The 18,495-nt window shown below is 69.7% G+C and carries 14 protein-coding genes; 5 read left to right on the top strand and 9 right to left on the bottom strand.

The window, feature by feature from the left end; all coding sequences use genetic code 11:
• Positions 1–7: 7 nt before the first annotated feature.
• On the bottom strand, positions 8–1,081 hold the full coding sequence (locus tag ACODR1_RS14395; RefSeq protein ID WP_488881058.1) for a phosphotransferase family protein: 1,074 nt from the start codon (positions 1,079–1,081) through the stop codon (positions 8–10).
• Positions 1,082–1,291: 210 nt separating this feature from the next.
• Complete coding sequence (purD, locus tag ACODR1_RS14390) at positions 1,292–2,575, bottom strand: phosphoribosylamine--glycine ligase (protein ID WP_488881057.1); 1,284 nt, start codon at positions 2,573–2,575, stop codon at positions 1,292–1,294.
• A gap of 175 nt (positions 2,576–2,750) precedes the next feature.
• Between purD and ACODR1_RS14385 the strand changes: the two genes are divergently transcribed.
• Both ACODR1_RS14385 and ACODR1_RS14380 read left to right on the top strand, forming a co-directional pair.
• The gene (locus ACODR1_RS14385) at positions 2,751–4,370 is read left to right on the top strand and encodes a PAS domain-containing sensor histidine kinase (protein ID WP_488881056.1); all 1,620 of its coding nucleotides are present in this window, start codon (positions 2,751–2,753) and stop codon (positions 4,368–4,370) included.
• Between the two features lie 160 nt (positions 4,371–4,530).
• A complete protein-coding gene (locus ACODR1_RS14380; RefSeq protein WP_488881055.1) occupies positions 4,531–5,154 on the top strand; it encodes a cysteine hydrolase family protein in 624 nt (207 codons plus the stop codon).
• A gap of 116 nt (positions 5,155–5,270) precedes the next feature.
• On the opposite strand, the gene ACODR1_RS14375 is transcribed toward ACODR1_RS14380, so the two are convergent.
• Positions 5,271–5,939, bottom strand: a complete 669-nt coding sequence (locus tag ACODR1_RS14375; protein ID WP_488881054.1) for a cation efflux transmembrane domain-containing protein — start codon at positions 5,937–5,939, stop codon at positions 5,271–5,273.
• Positions 5,940–5,999: 60 nt separating this feature from the next.
• Here ACODR1_RS14375 and ACODR1_RS14370 point away from each other — a divergent pair, with 60 nt between their 5' ends.
• A complete protein-coding gene (locus ACODR1_RS14370) occupies positions 6,000–6,398 on the top strand; it encodes a MerR family transcriptional regulator (protein ID WP_488881053.1) in 399 nt (132 codons plus the stop codon).
• Positions 6,399–6,533: 135 nt separating this feature from the next.
• Here ACODR1_RS14370 and phoB read toward each other — a convergent pair whose 3' ends face one another.
• From phoB to ACODR1_RS14340, 6 genes are all read right to left on the bottom strand, one after another.
• Positions 6,534–7,226: a phosphate regulon transcriptional regulator PhoB gene (gene phoB / locus ACODR1_RS14365; RefSeq protein ID WP_058349669.1), complete on the bottom strand. Its 693-nt coding sequence runs from the start codon at positions 7,224–7,226 to the stop codon at positions 6,534–6,536.
• A gap of 21 nt (positions 7,227–7,247) precedes the next feature.
• Positions 7,248–7,940 (bottom strand): phosphate signaling complex protein PhoU, encoded by a 693-nt coding sequence (gene phoU / locus ACODR1_RS14360; RefSeq protein ID WP_165261255.1) that lies wholly within the window; start codon positions 7,938–7,940, stop codon positions 7,248–7,250.
• A gap of 16 nt (positions 7,941–7,956) precedes the next feature.
• Positions 7,957–8,799 carry a phosphate ABC transporter ATP-binding protein PstB gene (gene pstB, locus ACODR1_RS14355; protein WP_488881147.1) on the bottom strand — a complete coding sequence of 281 codons (843 nt, stop codon included), beginning with the start codon at positions 8,797–8,799 and terminating at the stop codon, positions 7,957–7,959.
• A 55-nt stretch (positions 8,800–8,854) separates the two neighbouring features.
• Positions 8,855–10,168, bottom strand: a complete 1,314-nt coding sequence (gene pstA, locus ACODR1_RS14350) for a phosphate ABC transporter permease PstA (protein ID WP_488881052.1) — start codon at positions 10,166–10,168, stop codon at positions 8,855–8,857.
• The gene (gene pstC / locus ACODR1_RS14345; protein WP_488881051.1) at positions 10,161–11,603 is read right to left on the bottom strand and encodes a phosphate ABC transporter permease subunit PstC; all 1,443 of its coding nucleotides are present in this window, start codon (positions 11,601–11,603) and stop codon (positions 10,161–10,163) included. The genes pstA and pstC overlap by 8 nt, the downstream gene beginning before the upstream one ends.
• A gap of 101 nt (positions 11,604–11,704) precedes the next feature.
• Positions 11,705–13,162: a sensor histidine kinase gene (locus ACODR1_RS14340; RefSeq protein WP_488881050.1), complete on the bottom strand. Its 1,458-nt coding sequence runs from the start codon at positions 13,160–13,162 to the stop codon at positions 11,705–11,707.
• Positions 13,163–13,406: 244 nt separating this feature from the next.
• On the opposite strand from ACODR1_RS14340, the gene ACODR1_RS14335 reads away from it, so the two are divergent.
• Together ACODR1_RS14335 and ACODR1_RS14330 are read left to right on the top strand one after the other, a co-directional pair.
• Positions 13,407–16,628 (top strand): autotransporter outer membrane beta-barrel domain-containing protein, encoded by a 3,222-nt coding sequence (locus ACODR1_RS14335; protein WP_488881049.1) that lies wholly within the window; start codon positions 13,407–13,409, stop codon positions 16,626–16,628.
• 210 nt (positions 16,629–16,838) lie between these two features.
• Positions 16,839–18,374, top strand: a complete 1,536-nt coding sequence (locus ACODR1_RS14330) for an OprO/OprP family phosphate-selective porin (RefSeq protein ID WP_488881048.1) — start codon at positions 16,839–16,841, stop codon at positions 18,372–18,374.
• The last annotated feature ends 121 nt before the right edge of the window (positions 18,375–18,495 follow it).

Raw genomic sequence — 18,495 nt, 5'->3', positions numbered from 1 at the left:
TCTTGAGCTACGCCCCCGCCTTCTGCGCGAACATCCATGCCCCCTTGGCCAGCACCGGCACCCGGGCCTCCATCAGCTGCGCATGCGCGCTGGCGGCGGTGCCGTCGCGCACGCGGCCGACGATGCCCTGGCAGATGCCGGCCAGGCGGAAGAGATTGTAGCTGAAGTACCAGTCCAGCTGCGGCAGGCCTTGGCGCCCCGTCGCGACGCAGTAGCGGGCCACGGCCTCCTCGATGGTGGGGATCCCATAGGCGGTCAGGTCGGTGATCTCGGCCAGGCCCCCGCGCTGGTCGGACGGCATCACCCAGTTCATCAGGAAGTAGGTGAAGTCGGCCAGCGGATTGCCCAGGGTCGACAGCTCCCAGTCCAGCACCGCGATCACGCGCGGCTGCGTCGGATGCAGGATCATGTTGTCGAGGCGGTAGTCGCCGTGGACGATCGAGGTCTGGTCGTCGGCCGGCGCGCTGGCAGGCAGCCACTCGATCAGCCGGTCCATCTCGTCGATCCTGGTCGTCTCGCTGGCCCGGTACTGCTTGGTCCAGCGGTCGATCTGGCGCGTGAAGTAGTTGCCGGGCTTGCCGTAGTCGGCCAGGCCCACGGCGGCGTAGTCGACGGTGTGCAGGGCCGCCAGGGTGTCGATCTGGGCTTCGTAGATCGCCCGCCGCTCAGGCGGCGCGTAGTCGGGCAGCGTGCCGTCCCACAGGATGCGGCCCTCGACGTTGTCCATCACGTAGAAGATCGTGCCGATCACGCCCTCGTCCATGCACAGGGCGTAGGGCCGCGCGACCGGGAACCTGGCCTGGTGCAGGCCCGAGATCACCTTGAACTCGCGGTCGACCGCGTGGGCGCTGGGCAGGAGCTTACCGGGCGGCTTGCGGCGCAGGACGTAGCGCCGCTCCGGGGTCACCAATTGATAGGTGGGATTGCTCTGCCCGCCCTTGAACTGGCGCACCTCCAGCGGGCCGGCATAGCCCTCGACGTTCGCCTCCAGCCAGGCGGCCAGGGCGGCCTCGTCGATCGCATGCCGCGGATCGACCGGCTTGGTGCCCGAATTCAGCTCCTGAGCGGACGGCTCGGCCACGGCGCTTCACTCCCAACGTTTGTTTGAATGGGAGTTTAGAGGGTGGGAGCGCTTAGGCAATCCCCCTTCCCCCTTGATGGGGGAAGGGTCGGGGATGGGGGTGGCTACGGCGTTTGCAACAAGCGGCGGCGCAGACAGCCAACTCAGCAGATCACCCCCAACCCTGCCCTTCCCCCATCAAGGGGGAAGTGTTCTTCTATGGATCGGCCGTCAATGCTGGCTGAGCGCCCGCCAGCCGATGTCGCTGCGGTAGAAGCCGCCTTCCAGGCTGACCGTGCCCAGCGCGGCATAGGCCACGTCGCGGGCCTCGTGCAGGGTCGCGCCCAGGGCGCAGACGTTCAGCACCCGGCCGCCCGAGGCCACGAGACGGCCCTCGGCGTCGCGGGTCGTGCCGGCGTGGAAGATCTCGGCCTCGTGGCCGTAGTCGGCCTCGGCGCCCTGGATCAGGCCGCCGGTCTTGGGCGCGTCGGGATAGCCTTCGGCGGCCAGCACCACGCAGATCGCCGCCTCGTCGCGCCACTTGGGCGACTCGGCCAAGGCCAGTTCGCCCTTGGCCGCCGCCAGCAAGGTCGGGACGATGTCGCTTTCCAGGCGCAGCATCAGCACCTGGCACTCCGGATCGCCGAAGCGGGCGTTGTATTCCACAAGCTTGGGGCCCGCGGGCGTCAGCATCAGCCCGGCATAGAGCACGCCCACATAGGGGTTGCCCTCGGCGGCCATGCCCTCGACGGTCGGCACGATCAGCTCGCGCCAGGCCTGCTCGACCAGGGCGTCCGTCAGCACGGGCGGCGGCGAATAGGTGCCCATGCCGCCGGTGTTGGGGCCCTCGTCGCCGTCATAGGCGCGCTTGTGGTCCTGGGCCGCGCCGAACAGCACGGCGGTCTTTCCGTCGCACACCGCGAAGAGCGAGGCCTCCTCGCCGTGCATGAACTCCTCGATGACCACCCGGGCGCCGGCCGAGCCGAAGCGGCCGCCCAGCATGTCGACCACTGCGGCGTCGGCGCTCGCGCGGTCCGGAGCGATGACCACGCCCTTGCCGGCGGCCAGGCCGTCGGCCTTGATCACGAACGGCGCTTCCAGGGTGTCGAGGAAGGCGCCGGCCGAAGCGGCGTCCTCGAACACGCCGTAGGCGGCGGTCGGCAGGTCGTGGCGCTTGCAGAAGTCCTTGGTGAAGGCCTTGGAGGTTTCCAGCTGGGCCGCGCGCTGGCTACCGCCGAAGCAGGGAATGCCGATTTCGGCCAGCTTGTCGGCGAGACCCACTTCGAGGGCCGACTCCGGGCCGACCACCACCAGGTCCGCGCCGATCTCCTGCGCCAGCGCCACAAGCCCGTCGGCGTCGGTCGCCTTCACGGGGTTCAGCTCGGCGACGGCCGCGATACCGGGATTGCCCGGGGCGGCGACGAGGCGGCCGCACAGCGGTGATTGCGCGATCTTCCAGGCCAGGGCGTGCTCGCGCCCGCCGGACCCGACGAGGAGGATGGTCAGCTTTTCCATGAGCCGGGGATGTCGCGCGGGCCGGGGCGCGGGTCAAGCATCCGCTGCGTCTGATCGTCCATCACCCATCCTGCGACGCTTGGCCCGATTGCCAGCCGCCCCGCGCGCGGGCTTTTTGTGTGCAAATTCGCACGTCCAGGGCAGGACGCGCGCCACGGGGCTATCTTAAAGACACATGGCCAAGGACGACCATCACCTTCCGCGCGACCCGGCGGCCGCGACGGACGCCGCTTCCCACCCGGCCAAGGCCCTGCACTCCTGGGCCTTCCTCGACGCCGTGGTCGAGAGCGTGCCGGCCATGCTGGTGGTCAAGAATGGCCGCGATGGTCGCTTCGTGCTGGTCAACCGCACCGGCGAGGAACTGCTGGGCGTGCCGCGCGAGGACCTGATCGGCCGCAACGACGCCGATTTCTTCCCGCCCGAGCAGGCCGCCTTCTTCGCCGAGATGGACGCCAAGGTGCTGGCCAGCGACCGGCTGTGGGTGATCGACGAGGAGCCGCTGAAGACGCCGCACAACGGCGACCGCTGGCTGCAGACCAAGAAGATCGCCATCCCCGGCGAGGGCGACGAAAAGCTGCTGCTGATCATCAGCGAGGACATCACCGAGCAGAAGAAGTCGGCCATCGCGCTGGAGGCCGCCCTGGAGCGCGCCCGCGCCGCCAGCGTCGCCAAGTCCGAGTTCCTGGCCAATATGAGCCACGAGATCCGCACGCCCCTGAACGGCGTGCTGGGCATGGCCCAGGTGCTGGCCCAGACCGAACTGACCCCGCGCCAGCGCGAGATGATGGACGTGATCCTCAGCTCCGGCCGCACCCTGAACGCCCTGCTCAGCGGCATTCTGGATCTGGCCAAGATCGAGGCCGGCGAGGTCGAGCTGGAGACCGCGCCCTTCGACCTGCGCGCGGCGGTGACCGCCTGCGCAGCCACCTTCGAGGGCCTGGCCCACCAGAAGGGCCTGTCCTTCTCGCTGGATTTCGACGAGCCCTTCCAGCAGCGGGTCGACGGCGACGCGCTGAAGTTCGGCCAGATCGTCAACAACCTGATCAGCAACGCTGTGAAGTTCACCAGCGAGGGCTCGGTGGCGGTCCACGCGGGCACGCGCGCCGACGGCGACGAGGTTCTGCTGACCCTGACCGTCGAGGACACCGGCGAGGGCTTCACGCCCGAGGTGCAGGCCAGCCTGTTCGAGCGCTTCGTGCAGGGCGACGGCTCGATCACCCGCCGGTTCGGCGGCTCGGGCCTGGGGCTGTCGATCGCCCAGCGGTTCGCCAAGCTGATGGGCGGCGACATCGCCTGCGTCTCGACGCCCGGCGAAGGCGCCCGCTTCACCCTGACCACGCGCCTCGCCCCGGCCGCCCCGGAAGCGCCAGCGCCGGCCCGACGCGCGCCGAAGGCCGCCACGCCCGAGCGCCTGCGGGTGCTGCTGGCCGAGGACCATCCGGCCAACCAGCGGGTGGTCGAACTGATGCTCGACGGCGTCGCCGACGTGGTCGTCACCGAGGACGGCGAGGCGGCCCTGCGCGCCTACCAGGCGCAGGATTTCGACCTCGTCCTTATGGACACCCAGATGCCGGTGATGGACGGGCTGACGGCGATCCAGGAGATCCGCCAGCGCGAGCGCGCCGCCGGCCGCGTGCGCATCCCGATCATCTCGCTGACCGCCAACGCCATGCCCCACCAGGTGGAAGCGTGCCTCTCGGCCGGCGCCGACCTGCACTTGGCCAAGCCGGTCACCGTCTCGGCTCTGTTCGACGCCATCGCGCAAGCCTGCGAACTGGCGGCGGAGCGGGTTTAGGCAGACCGCGCCCCCTTCCTCTCTCTAAGAGAGAGGGATCCTGGACGGCGAGAATGACGGGAGTTTGGGCGGTGGAGAGAGCCCCACAACGACCGGAACATCCAAGCCTTCCGCGCTGCTCGCGCGCCTCCTGGTGATCTCAGCCGTCAGGAGCCTCGCCATGTCCGACGCCTATCCCAGGGGCCGCACCGCCCTGCTGTTCGTGGATCCCTACAACGACTTCCTGGCCGACGGCGGCAAGCTTTGGCCCCGCGTGGCGGCGACGGCCGGGGCCGCGGGGCTGCACGAACGGCTGGCGGCCGTGACGGCGGCGGCGCGGGCGGCCGGCCTGCCTGTGTTCATCGTGCCCCACCACCGCTTCGCCCTGGGCGACCTGGACGGCTGGAAGCATCCCTCGCCCTATCTGCAAGGCAGCGCCCGGGCGATGGTGTTCGAGAAGGACGGCTGGGGCGGCCAGTGGCATCCCGACTTCGCGCCCCTGCCCGGCGACGTGATCGTCACCGAGCATTGGGGCTCCAGCGGCTTCGCCAACACCGACCTCGACTATCGCCTCAAGCAGCGCGAGATCACCCACGTGATCCTGATCGGCCTGGTGGCCAATACCTGCATCGAGGGCACCGGCCGCTTCGCCTCGGAGCTGGGCTACCACGTCACCCTGGTCACCGACGCCACGGCGGCCTTCACCGACGAGGCCCTGCACGCGGCCCACGCCATCAACGCCCCGACCTACGCCCACGCCATTCTGACGGCCGAGGCGGTCACGGCGGCGCTGGGCCGGCCCTAAGCTTGCCTTGCGGAACGAAAACCTCGTCCTTCGACACGCTCAGGATGAGGTTTTCGGTCACCGCGCCCAAGTTGGTCCTCACCCTGAGCCCGTCGAAGGGCGAGACCCAGCACATCTCAGCGCTTCCGCGCCGCCACGCTGAAGCGGGCGGGCGCCGGCGGGGCCTTGGCCTGGCGCAGTTCGCCGCGCGCCTGGCGGACGATCTCCCAGCCGCCTTGCAAGGCCAGCAGCGCCATCACCCCGGCCACCAGCAGGTCGGGCCAGCGCGAGTTCGTGCCGAACACGCCCAGCGCCGCCAGCATCACCGCCACGTTGCCGATGGCGTCGTTGCGCGAGCAGATCCACACCGAGCGCATGTTGGCGTCGCCGGTGCGGAAGCCGTAGAGCATGACCGCCACGGCGACGTTGGCGATGAGCGCGGCCAGGCCCAGGGCCCCCATCACCGGGGCCTCGGGCGTGCGGCCCTCGAACACGCCCCACAGGGCAGCGCCGCTGACCCAGGCGCCGAAGACCAGCATGGTCGCGCCCTTCAGCATCGCCGCCCGGGCCCGCCAGACCAGGGCCATGCCGGCCACGCCCAGGCTGATGGCGTAGTTGGCCGCGTCGCCGAGAAAGTCGAGGCTGTCGGCCTGCAACGCCGCCGAGCCCGACAACAGGCCCGCCGCCCCCTCGACCAGGAACATGCCGCCGTTGACCACCAGGGCGATCCACAGCGCCAGGCGCCAGCGGCCCGCCGGTGGAGCGCTCTCGGGCTTGCAAAGATCGTCGCCGCAGCAGCCGGACATCTGGACCTCCATCGAGAAGGCCCCATCTCTGCACCCTGTAGTCGCTAAAGGGTCAAGAGCATGTCGACGCTATCCATCGGAGATCTCGCCCGCCGCACCGGCGTGCCGGTCGAGACCATCCGCTATTACGAACGCATGGGCCTGTTGCCCAAGCCGCCGCGCACGGAAGGCAACTACCGCGCCTACGAGGCGGCGCACGAGCGGCGGCTGGCCTTCGTCAAGCGCTCGCGCGATCTCGGGTTCGGGCTCGACGCCATCCGGGCCCTGCTGGACCTGGCCGACGGCGCCGACCGCCCCTGCGGCGAGGTCGACGCCCTGGCCCGCGACCAGCTGGCGGAAGTGGAGCGCAAGATCGCCGACCTGACGGCCATGCGCGCCGAGCTGCAGGACATGCTGGGTCATTGCCGCAACGACACGGTCGCCGACTGCGAGATCATCGGGCGATTGCGGGGGCGGTAGAATAGATGCTCCCCCACTGGGGGAGCTGTCGCGGAGCGACTGAGGGGGGACGTTTTCAGCTGCCGCGGAAGCTGAAAACGTCCCCCCTCCGGCCCTCTGGGCCACCTCCCCCAAAGGGGGAGGATCTGACGCCTCTCAGGCCGCCTCGACGTCCAGCGAGTAGCCGGCCGAGCGGACGGTGCGGATCGGGTCGGCTTCGGTGGAGCCGTTCAGCGCCTTGCGCAGGCGGCCGATGTGGACGTCGACCGTGCGGGCCTCGACATAGACGTCCGAGCCCCAGACGGCGTCCAGCAGCTGTTCGCGGCTGAACACCCGGCCCGGGTGCTGCATCAGGTAGTCGAGCAGGCGGAATTCGGTCGGGCCAAGGTGCACTTCCTTGCCCTGGCGCTTCACCCGGTGGGCGACCCGGTCGATGACGATGTCGCCGACCGTGATGCGGTCGTCGGCCAGGGCCGGGCGGATGCGGCGCATCACGGCGCGGACCCGGGCGGTCAGTTCGACCATCGAGAACGGCTTGACCACGTAGTCGTCGGCGCCGGTGTCCAGGCCGCGGATGCGGTCGCTCTCCTCACCGCGCGCCGTCAGCATGATGATCGGCACGTTGCGGGTGTCGGTGCGGCCGCGCAGGCGCCGGCAGACCTCGATGCCCGAGACCTTGGGCAGCATCCAGTCGAGGATGACGAGGTCGGGCGCGCGCTCGCTGGCCAGGGTCAGGGCTTCCTCGCCGTCGGCGGCCACCGCGACCTGGTAGCCTTCCTTGTCGAGATTGTAGTGAAGCAGGGTGGCCAGGGCGTCCTCGTCCTCGACCACCAGAACGTACGGAGTCACTTCTAAAGGCCTCCCGAAAGCTTACTGAGCGACGACATCGAGCTTGGGACGCTGGGAGATGATCTCCTCGCCCGTCAGCTCGAAATGGATGATCTCGGCGATGTTGGTGGCGTGGTCGCCGATCCGCTCGAGGTTCTTGGCGACGAACAGCAGATGCGTGCACGCGTTGATCGTGCGCGGATCGCCCATCATGTAGGTCAGCAGTTCGCGGAAGATCGAGTTGTAGTGCTCGTCGACTTCCTCGTCGCTGCTCCAGACGTTGATGGCGCGCTGCAGGTCCGAGGCGGTGTAGGCGTCGAGCACGTCCTTCAGGCGGCTCTGCACCAGGCGGCCCATGCGCTCGATCGAGCGGGTCAGGGCGCTCATCGGCTCGGCCTCGGTCAGGATCAGGGCGCGCTTGCCGATGTTCTTGGCCATGTCGCCGCAGCGCTCGAGGCTCATCGAGATCTTCAGGGCGGCGACGGCGTGGCGCAGGTCCACGGCCATCGGCTGGCGCAGGGCGATCAGGCGGAAGGCCTTGCGCTCGATCTCGGTCTGCAGCGTGTCGAGGCGCTCGTCGCGGCCGACCACCAGCTGGGCCAGGGGGGCGTCGCGGCGGGCGATGCAGTCGACGGCGTCGGCGACCTGGGCCTCGGCGAGGCCGCCCATGCGGGTCACCTCGGCGGTCAGGTGGTTCAGCTCTTCGCCGTAGGATTTGACGGTATGTTCGGTCATGTCCTTGGTCCCCGGGTCAGCCGAAGCGGCCGGTGATGTAGTCCTGGGTGCGGCTGTCGCGAGGATTGGTGAACATCTCCTCGGTCGGGCCGCTCTCGACCAGCTTGCCCAGGTGGAAGAAGGCCGTCTTCTGCGACACGCGGGCGGCCTGGGCCATCGAGTGGGTGACGATGACGATGCAGAACTGGCTGCGCAGCTCGTCGATCAGCTCCTCGATCTTGGCCGTGGCGATCGGGTCCAGCGCCGAGCAGGGCTCGTCCATCAGGATCACTTCGGGCGAGACGGCGATGGCGCGGGCGATCACCAGGCGCTGCTGCTGGCCGCCCGACAGGCCGGTGCCGGGCTGGTGCAGGCGGTCGGCGACCTCGTTCCACAGGCCGGCCTTCTTGAGGCTGCTCTCGACGATGCTTTCCAGCTCGTCCTTGCGCGTGGCCAGGCCGTGGATTTTCGGGCCGTAGGCGACGTTCTCGAAGATGGTCTTGGGGAACGGGTTCGGCTTCTGGAACACCATGCCGACGCGCGAGCGCAGCACGACGGGATCGACGCTCTTGGCGTTGACGTCGGCGCCGTCGATCTCGATCGAGCCCTGCACGCGGGCCGACGGGATGGTGTCGTTCATCCGGTTGATGCAGCGCAGGAAGGTCGACTTGCCGCAGCCCGACGGGCCGATGAAGGCGGTGACCGACTTGGCCGGGATGTCGAGATTGACGTCGAACAGCGCCTGCTTCTCGCCGTAGAAGACTTTGACGTCGCGAGCGCGGATCTTGAAGTCGCGGCTCTCGACCACGCCATGGCCCTGGGGCACGGCGGTGTGGATGACGGGCGCGGCGACGGAGGCGTCGCGGTTCTGGGTCGGCATGGCGTGTCCCTGGACGAGGGCCTGAGCTTTGGGATGGGTGAAGGTCATCGGGATCCTACCACCGGCGTTCGAAGCGGCGGCGCAGGATGACGGCCGCGGCGTTCATGACGATCATGAAGATCAGGAGGACGAGAATGGCCGCGGCGGTGCGCTCGTGGAAGGCCCGCTCAGACGCGTTCTCCCAGATGAACACCTGCACCGGCAGCACGGTCGAGGCGCCGGTGAAGCCTTCCGGCACGCCGGGCACGAACGAGACCATGCCGATCATCAGGAGCGGAGCGGTCTCGCCCAGCGCGTGGGCCAGCGACAGGATGGCGCCGGTCATCACGCCGGGCATGGCCAGCGGCAGCACGTGGTGGAACACGGTCTGGGCCTTGGAGGCGCCGACGCCGAGGGCGGCTTCCCGGATCGACGGCGGCACGGCCTTCAGGGCCGAGCGGGTGGCGATGATCACGGTCGGCAGGGCCATCAGGGCCAGCACCAGGCCGCCGACCAGCGGCGAGCTGCGCGGCACGTGCAGCCAGTTGATGAACAGCGCCAGGCCCAGGAGGCCGTAGACGATCGAAGGCACGGCCGCGAGGTTGTTGATGTTGACCTCGATGACGTCGGTCCAGCGATTCTTCGGCGCGAACTCTTCCAGGTAGACGGCGGCCAGCACGCCGACCGGCACCGCGATCAGGGCGGTGATGACCAGCATCAGGGCCGAGCCGACCACCGCGCCCAGCACGCCGGCCTGTTCGGGCTCGGTCGAATCGGACTTGGTGAAGAAGCCGAAGTTGAAGCCGCCCTTGACGGTGCCGTCCTTTTCCAGCTGGTCCAGCCAGGCCAGCTGCTGGTTGTCGAGCTTGCGGTCTTCCTCGGCGGTCGAGCGCTTGATCTCGCCCTTGAAGTAGAGGTCGGCGTCGGCCTTGACCGGGCCGGTGACGGTGATCGTCTTGCCGATCACCGACGGGTCGGCCTTGATCTTGTCGAGCAGCTGGAAGCCGAGGTCGCGCGAGACGAGGTCCATGACCTTGCCCGACGTCGTGCCCAGGTCGTCGTCCTGGATGTTCAGCTTCTTCATCACCGCCTCGGCGACGATGTAGTCGTAGTTGACCCCGTCCAGCGCGGTGCGGTCGATGCGGTCCGGGTTCAGATAGACCGGCACGCTGATCGAGTGGGTCTCGAAGGTGGTGTAGCCCTGGGCGACGATGCGGCCGACCAGCACGACCAGGAAGATCATCGCCACGACGATGGCGGCGATGCCTTGCGCCTTGAACCACATCTCCGAGCGGTAGCGCTTCTTCAGGCGCGCCTCGGCGGCCGAGAGCTGCGGGCGGGGACCCTGCTCGCGCGGGGCGGCGCCGGCGTTGATGGCGGCGTCAGTCATATTGTTCCCGATACTTCTGGACGATGCGCAGGGCGATGATGTTGAGCGCCAGGGTCACGACGAACAGCGTCAGGCCCAGGCCGAAGGCCGAGAGGGTCTTGGGGCTGTCGAACTCCTGGTCGCCGGTCAGAAGGGTGACGATCTGCACCGTGACGGTGGTGACCGTGTCCAGCGGGTTGGCGGTCAGCTTGGCCTGCAGGCCAGCGGCCATGGTCACGATCATGGTCTCGCCGACGGCGCGGGACACGGCCAGCAGCATGGCGGCCATGATGCCCGGCAGGGCGGCGGGAAGGATGACCTTCTTGACCGTCTCGGACTTGGTGGCGCCCATGGCGTAGCTGCCGTCACGGAGCGACTGAGGCACGGCGTTGATGATGTCGTCCGACAGCGAGGAGACGAACGGGATCAGCATGATCCCCATCACCACGCCGGCCACCAGGGCCATCTGGTTCTGCACCTGCATCAGGTACTGGGCGATCCCGTCCAGCGGGCCGCCGGCCATGCCCTCGCCGATCGCATTGAAGAAGGCGCGGAACAGCGGGCCCACGGTCAGGGCGGCGAAGAAGCCGTAGACGACGGTCGGCACGCCGGCCAGCACCTCAAGCAGCGGCTTGACCACCGAGCGCACGCGACGGTCGGCGTATTCCGACAGGTAGATCGCCGAGTAGAGGCCGACCGGCGCGGCCACCAGCATGGCGATCAGCATGATCAGGAAGGTGCCGGCGAACAGCGGCACGGCCCCGAAGGCGCCCGACGAGGCCACCTGGTCGGCGCGCATGGCGATCTGCGGGCTCCACTCGGTGCCGAACAGGAACGACAGCGGATTGACGCTCTGGAAGAAGCGCCAGCTTTCCCAGACCAGCGACAGCACGATGCCCAGGGTGGTCAGCACGGCGGCGACCGAGCAGGCGATCAAGAGGCCGTTGATCCAGCCCTCGACGCGGTTGCGGGCGCGGAACTCCAGGCCCACGCGCGGCAGGGCCAGCAGCACGCCGATCAGCGCCACCAGGGCGGCCAGGCCGATGGTGGTGTAGCGCACCGTGGCGGTGATCTTGGCGGACTCGGCGACCTTGGCGTCGAGCGCGGTCTTCAGTTCGCCCTCATAGACGACTTCGGACGGGGATTCCTTGGCCGCGATGGCCCGGGCGTCGCTGAAGAACACGTCCTGGCGGTCGGGGGTCAGCGAGGCGATGGCGGCCGGGCGCTCGGCCTGCAGCACGGCTTCCTCGATGCGGCCGCCGAACACGGCGCCGAGAAGAAGCAGCAGGGCGGCCGGGGCGCCGGCCCAGAGGGCGGCGTAGGCGCCGTAATAGTTGGGCAGCGAGTGCAGGCGCACCGAGGCGCCGCCGGCGGCCTTGAGCGCTCGGCCGCGGCCGAGCAGGAACGCCGCCAGCGCGAACAGCGCCAGGAACAGGAGCGAGAGCCAGGTCAGCATGCGTGAAGCGGTCTTGCGCTGGATGCGAAGACGGCGCCCGTTGCACCGCCCCGCCCGTCAACCGATCTATGCCGGCCGGGCGACGACCTTATGCGACGTTTCTACGACAGTTTTACGACACCGGCCGGGGCGGGGTCTTCCGGCGCCGCGGAATCCTTGTTCTGCAAGGTCTTGGCCATCGGCAGGTAGACCCCGAAGGTGGCCCCCTCGCCGCGCACCGACTCCACGTGCAGCCCACCGCGATGGCGGTTGACGATGTGCTTGACGATGGCCAGGCCAAGGCCCGTGCCCTGGCGCTCGCCGCTCTTCTGGCCCTCGACGCGGTAGAAGCGCTCGGTCAGGCGCGGCAGGTGCTCGCGGGCGATGCCCGGCCCCCGGTCGCTGACCCGCAGGCCGGCGTAGAATTCCTCGATCGCGGAATGGTCGGGCGTCAGCAGCGCCAGGCGGGCGGCGGCCGGGTCGCGCGCAGCCACGGCCGTGGCCGGAGTCAGGCCGGGGAAGATCTCGACCCGCACCGTCCCGTCCTTGGGCGTATACTTGATGGCGTTGTCCACGAGGTTCTGGATCACCTGGACGATCTGGTCGCGGTCGCCCTCGACCACGGCGGCCCCGCGCGGCGGCAGGATGGCGTCGAAGGCGACCTGCTTGTCGCGGGCCTGCGGGGCCAGGGCGTCGATGACGTCCTGGGCGGCCATGGCCAGGTCGACGCGGCCGGCCGGGGCGATGTGCTCGTTCAGCTCGATGCGCGACAGGCTCATCAGGTCGTCGATCAGCCGCGACATCCGCTCGGCCTGGGCCTGCATGATGGCCAGGAACCTGTCGCGGGCGCCGGGATCCTCCTTGGCGTGGCCGCGCAGGGTCTCGATGAAGCCCGACAGCGAGGCCAGCGGCGTGCGCAGCTCGTGGCTGGCGTTGGCCAGGAAGTCGGCGCGGGTGCGCTCGGTGCGGCGCACGTCGGTCTCGTCGCGCAGCACCAGCAAGGCCAGGTGCGAGCCGGCCTCGTCGCGCCCCAGCGGCCGGGCCTGGGCGGTCCAGTCGCGTCCCTGCGAGCCGACGCCGGTCCATTCGACCGTGCGCTCGACCCCGCCGAACAAGGCCTCGTCCACCGCTTCCAGCACCTGCGGGCTGCGCACGGCGGTGACCAGCAGGGCCCCCTCGCGGATGCGGAAGCGCTCGCGGGCGGCGGCGTTGGCGAACACGAAGCGCCGGCCGGTCAGGTCGTCGGCCTCCTCGGCGGCGATGACCATCAGGGGGTCGGGCAGGTTTTCGGTGATGACGGCGAAGGGCGGCGCGCGGTCGGCCGAGGCGGCCGCGGGGGCCAGGCTGAGCACCGAGTCGTCGAGTCGGCGACGAAGCCGGCGCAGCAGGATCGCGCCGCCGACGCCCAGCAGGATCGCCGCCGGCAGGGCCACGCCCGGCCTGGCCGCGCCCAGGGCGGTCATCGCCACCAGGGCCGTCGGCCCGGCGGCCACGGCGGTCCACGCCCCGACCCAGGCTCCGGCCAGGCCGCCGCCCCAGCGCTCCGGCGCGACCGGCGAGAGGGGAGTAAGGCTGGGCATGGCGAGCGTCCGGGCTCCTTGGAAAGGGCGATGGCCACCGCCGTAGGTCGGGGCGGGGGTCAAGGCTCCTAGGCCAGTTTTGTGACGATGCGATGATTCGACGATCCAGATATGGCGCCGCCGTTGAGCATGGGATAGACGGGGAGCCCCCGGATGCGTGTCGGGTGCGGAAGTCACCGCAATTTCGCCGCAACCTGACGCAATCTGGGGATCGAGGGAATTCTCCTTAGGGTGGTCTGTTCGTATGCAGCGCAAGGTCCTGGTCGCGACGGTCGCGGCCGCTCCTCTTATGGCCATGGCCTTGGCCGCGCAGGCCGAGACGGTGGTGAACACCGCGCGGACCACGCCTATCGCCACCGGCTCGGCCGGGACGAACGGCGCGGCCGACGATGTCAAGATCGACACGGCCGGCTCGATCAAGCTGACCGCCAGCGGCGCGCTGGTGACGCTGAACAGCAACAATAAGGTCAACAACGCCGGGACGCTCAGCACCCAGGGCGTCAACGACTCGACCGGCATCCTGATCAACGGCGGCACGAGCGGCACGGTCACCAACACCGGCACGATCACGCTGGACGAGGACTACACCCCGACCGACACCGACTCGGACGGCGACGTGGACGGCGCCTTCGCGCTGGGCTCCAACCGCTACGGCATCCGCCTGGCCGGCCCCGGCGCCTTCACCGGCGACATCCTGTCCACCGGCGGCACGATCACCATCGAGGGCAACAACTCGGCCGGCATCAAGCTGGACAGCGCGCTGAACGGCAACCTGACCAGCGGCGGCGCGATCGCCGTGACCGGCAACAACAGCTACGGCGTCCACGTCAACGCGCCGGTGACCGGCAAGGTCACCGTCAACGGCAGCGTCTCGGTCCTGGGCCAGAACTCGACCGGCGTGGCGATCGACAACAACATCAACGGCGCCTTCGTCGTCCAGGGCGCGGTCACGGCCACCGGCTACCGCTATACCGCCCGCCCCGCCGACAAGACCGTGCGCGACAAGCTCGACGCCGACGACCTGCTGCAGGGCGGCCCGGCCGTCCGCGTGGCCGGCAGCGTCACCGGCGGCGTGCTGCTCGACATCCGCCCGGCCGACAACGACAGCACCAAGACCGACGAAGACGGCGACGGCGTCGAGGACGCCAACGAGGGCAACGCCGCGCTGGCCGTCTACGGGTCGGCTCCGGCCCTGCTGATCGGTTCGGACACCGGCGCGATCAACATCGGCGTCATCGGCACGGGCGACAACGCCTACGGCCTGCGCGCCCGCGGCGCGATCGTCGCCAACGGCGTCTATGACGGGATCACCTCGACCGCCGTGCAACTGGGCGGTAATACCGGCCAGGCGACCAACATCGCCAATGGCGCCGTGTTCGAGACCACCATGACCTCGCAGGCCTACGAGGCCAACGCCAACGGCGTGCGGGTGACGGCCGGCGCCAACGCGCCGGTGATCTACAACAAGGGCTCGATCACCACCTACAGCGTCTCGGAAGGCGCTTTCGACGCCCGCGGCATCGTCATCGAGGCCGGCGCCAACGTCCCCAGCCTGCGCAACGGCGGCGTCATCAACTCCAACGTCGTCGGCGAGAAGGGCTCGGCCTACGGCGTCATCGACTATTCGGGCGGCCTGACCTCGATCGAGAACACCGGCTCGATCATCGCGGCGATCTCGCCCACCGACGACGCCGACGACAAGGACGACGCCGACACCGATCCGTCGAACGAGACGATCACCGGCAAGGCCGTGGCCATCGACGTCAGCCGCAACACCACCGGCGTCACCCTGACCCAGAACGGCATTGTCAGCAGCGACAAGACCCTGCCCGACGCCGACGGCGACGGCGTGCCCGACAACGCCGAGCCGTCGATCATCGGCGCCATCCGCTTCGGCTCGGGCGCCGACACCTTCAACGTGCTGAACGGCGCCGTGGTCGGCGACATCGCGTTCGGCGCCGGGGCCGACACCTTCCGCATCGACGGCGGCGCGGCCGTGATCGGCGCGATCAGCGACAGCGACGGCCAGCTGGACATCACCATCGGCAAGGGCTCGCTGGGCCTGACCAACGCCCAGACCCTCAACATCTCGAACCTGACCCTGGGCGCCGAGAGCAAGCTGGTGTTCACCGCCGACCCGACGGCCGGCACCCACACCCAGCTGGCGGTCTCCGGCGCGGCCAACATCACCTCGGGCGCGCAACTTGGCCTGCGCCTGACCAGCCTGCTGACCGAAGAGACCTCGTACAAGGTGATCTCGGCCGGCTCGCTGACCGCCGGAAGCTTCGGCCAGGGCCTGCTCGACAATGCGCCGTACATGTACGTCGCCACCGCCAAGGCGCAGGGCAACGACGTCTATCTGGACGTGCGCCGCCGCACCGCCTCGGAAATCGGCCTGGCCCGCTCGGGCGCCTCTGCCTACGACACCCTGTTCGGCTCGCTGGCCGGCGACAAGGACGTGGCCAGCCTGTTCCTGGGCATCAACGACAAGAGCACCTTCGTCCACAACTACAACCAGCTGCTGCCCGACCAGGGCGAAGGCATGTTCGCGACCCTGCAGAACATCAACCAGCAGATCTCGGCCGCCACCGCCATCCGCCCCGATCCGGGCGACCGCTACGGCCCCGACAGCATCTGGGTGCAGGAGATCAACGGCCTGGTGCGCCGCGAGGACGGCGCGACCCTGGGCACCGACACCCAGGCCTTCGGCTTCGTCGCCGGCTATGAAGCCATGGGCGACGCGGGCGGGGCCCTGGGCGTGACCCTGGCCTACACCGCGCTGGAAGAACACGACACCGTCGCCCAGGTCGGCGAGCAGACCACCGCCTCGATCGTGCAGACCGGCGTCTACTGGCGCCGTTCGCTCGGCCCCTGGCGCTTCAACCTCGGCGGCGGCGCCGGCTACGGCTGGTTCGAGAGCAACCGCGTGCTGTTCCTCGACCTCAACGGCGACGGCGCCACCGACGAGGACCGCGTGACCAAGGCCGACTGGGGCGCGGTCACCGCCAACGCCTTCGCCGGCGCGGCCTACGAGGCCAAGCTGGGCCGCTACTTCCTGCGTCCCGAAACGCGCCTGGACTACACCTACCTCAACGAGTCCAGCCACGACGAAGTCGGCGGCGGCGACGTGATGGACGGCGCCATCGGCTCGCGCAAGTGGAGCAACCTGTCGGGCGACCTGGGCCTGGTGATGGGCGCGGACTTCGGCCGCGAGGTGTGGCTGCGTCCGGAAGTGCGCGTCGGCTACCGCAAGACCATCGCCGGCAGCCTGGCCGACACCGTCGTGACCAAGAAGAACGGCAAGTACGTGCTGGAAGCCTTCGACAACCGCGAAGGCGCCCTGACCCTGGGCTTCGCCCTGCGGGCCGGCACGGCCATGTCCTACGTCGCCCTGGAAGGCGGCGCGGAAAGCACCAAGCGCCAGAAGCGCTACAACGTGAAGCTCACCGGCCGGACGATGTTCTAACCATCGGCCGCCCCGGCGGAGTAGAGTTCCAGGCCCCGCACAACGTGCGGGGCCTTTTTCGTTCGATCGTCCGCCTTCGGAGCGACACTTGGCCGCAGCGGCCAGCAAAACCAAGGACTTGGTCCGTCAAAACTCCGTTAGAGCCTGCCCGTTAGTCATGTTCTCCTGAACAATAGGACGGTGGCGCAGAGCCGCCGCGAGGGGAAGACCGTGACCATCAACCGCCTTGCCTCGCGCATGGCCCTGATCGCCTGCGCCTCGACGCTGGCGATCGCGGGGAGCGCCAGCGCCCAGACGCCCGCCTCTCCTGCTGCAGCCGACCAGCAGGCCCGCATCGAGGCCCTGGAAGCGCAGCTGAAGCTGCTGCAGCAACAGATCAACGAACTGAAGGCGACCACCGTCGCCAGCCGTCCGGTCGCCACCGCCCCCGCCGCCGCGACCCAGGCGGCTCCGGCCCAGACCCAGGTCGCCGCCGCCGCGCCGGCGCCGAAGGCCGCCTCGCCGCTGCCGGCCGCCACCGTCAGCATCGCCGCCGGCCGCCCGACCATCGCCTCGACCGACGGCGCCTTCACCGCCAGCCTGCACGGGGTGATGCAGCTCGACACCGCCCACTACTTCCAGGACAAGGGCCTGCCGGCGGTGATCGGCAACGGCCGCGACCTCAACAGCGGCAGCAACTTCCGCCGGGCGCGCCTGGGCCTCGACGGCCGGTTCTTCAAGAACTTCGACTACTCGATCCTGCTCGACTTCGGCGGCAACGGCACCGACGGCCCGGGTATGCTCCAGGAGCTGTTCGTCCAATATAACTACGCGCCGTTCAGGGTGCGGGCCGGGGCCTTCGCCCCGAACGTGGGCCTCAGCGACGCGGCGTCGCAGAACAGCGCGCTGTTCCCCGAGCGCGCGGCGATCGCCGAGATGGTGCGGGGCCTGGCCGCCGCCGACCGTCGCTACGGGCTGCAGGTGCAGACCTCGGGCGAGAACTGGCTGCTGTCGGCCGCGGCCACCGGCGGCAAGAGCGGCGACGCCCAGACCTTCGACGAGCAGCAGGCCTATGTCGGCCGCGCCGCCTTCGCCCCGGTCAAGAGCAAGGACTGGCTGCTGCATCTGGGCGTCAACGGCGGCTATATCGCCACCCCGGCCCAGACGGCGGTGGGCGGGGCCTACGCCCTGACCCTGACCGAGCGGCCAGAACTGCGCGTCGACGGGACCACCCTGGTCTCGACCGGCGCCCTGGACGCCAAGAACCTGCGCCACCTGGGCGCCGAGCTGGCCGTGCAGCACAAGAGCCTGCTGATCCAGAGCGAGGTGTTCGACATCGCGGTCGAGCGCCGCAACGCCGCCGCCGGGGTCAGCGACCCCAAGTTCGGCGGCTGGTACGTCGAGGGCGGCCTGGTGCTGACCGGCGAGACCCGTCGCTACAACGCCGCCACCTTCGCCTTCGACGCCCCGTCCATCGCCCACCCCTTCGATCCGAAGGCCGGCCAGTGGGGCGCCTGGGAGCTGGCGGCGCGCTATTCGGTGCTGGACCTGAACCATCACGAACTGGCCGCCCTGGCGGCCGATCGGGTGCGTGGCGGCGAGCAGACGATCTGGAGCGCGGGCGTGAACTGGTTCCCCAATTCGGTGACCAAGGTCTCGCTGGACTACCTGGACGTCGACATCGACCGGCTGGATCCGGCCGGCGGCGTGGTTCCGCTCAGCCAGGGCTACCAGGCGGTCAACCTGCGCAGCCAGTTCGCGTTCTAGGGTCGTCAGATGCTCCCCCTCAGGGGGAGCTGTCGCGGAGCGACTGAGGGGGATCCGGCGCCGCGCCGGGGGGGGGGGGGGGGGGGGGGGGGGGGGGGGGGGGGGGGGGGGGGGGGGGGGG

It is taken from the genome of Caulobacter sp. FG7 (assembly GCF_057808875.1).
Note: the sequence above shows the minus strand (reverse complement) of the source record. Positions and strands in the feature narration are given on the sequence as shown.

What these genes read in the sequence shown, in the direction of transcription:
- ACODR1_RS14380 (WP_488881055.1), top strand. Translation starts at nt 4,531, where the DNA reads ATGTCCGACGCCTATCCCAGGGGCCGCACCGCCCTGCTGTTCGTGGAT.
- ACODR1_RS14370 (WP_488881053.1), top strand. Translation starts at nt 6,000, where the DNA reads ATGTCGACGCTATCCATCGGAGATCTCGCCCGCCGCACCGGCGTGCCG.
- ACODR1_RS14375 (WP_488881054.1), bottom strand. Translation starts at nt 5,939, where the DNA reads ATGTCCGGCTGCTGCGGCGACGATCTTTGCAAGCCCGAGAGCGCTCCA.
- pstB (WP_488881147.1), bottom strand. Translation starts at nt 8,799, where the DNA reads ATGCCGACCCAGAACCGCGACGCCTCCGTCGCCGCGCCCGTCATCCAC.
- purD (WP_488881057.1), bottom strand. Translation starts at nt 2,575, where the DNA reads ATGGAAAAGCTGACCATCCTCCTCGTCGGGTCCGGCGGGCGCGAGCAC.
- phoU (WP_165261255.1), bottom strand. Translation starts at nt 7,940, where the DNA reads ATGACCGAACATACCGTCAAATCCTACGGCGAAGAGCTGAACCACCTG.
- ACODR1_RS14385 (WP_488881056.1), top strand. Translation starts at nt 2,751, where the DNA reads ATGGCCAAGGACGACCATCACCTTCCGCGCGACCCGGCGGCCGCGACG.
- pstA (WP_488881052.1), bottom strand. Translation starts at nt 10,168, where the DNA reads ATGACTGACGCCGCCATCAACGCCGGCGCCGCCCCGCGCGAGCAGGGT.
- ACODR1_RS14335 (WP_488881049.1), top strand. Translation starts at nt 13,407, where the DNA reads ATGCAGCGCAAGGTCCTGGTCGCGACGGTCGCGGCCGCTCCTCTTATG.
- ACODR1_RS14340 (WP_488881050.1), bottom strand. Translation starts at nt 13,162, where the DNA reads ATGCCCAGCCTTACTCCCCTCTCGCCGGTCGCGCCGGAGCGCTGGGGC.
- pstC (WP_488881051.1), bottom strand. Translation starts at nt 11,603, where the DNA reads ATGCTGACCTGGCTCTCGCTCCTGTTCCTGGCGCTGTTCGCGCTGGCG.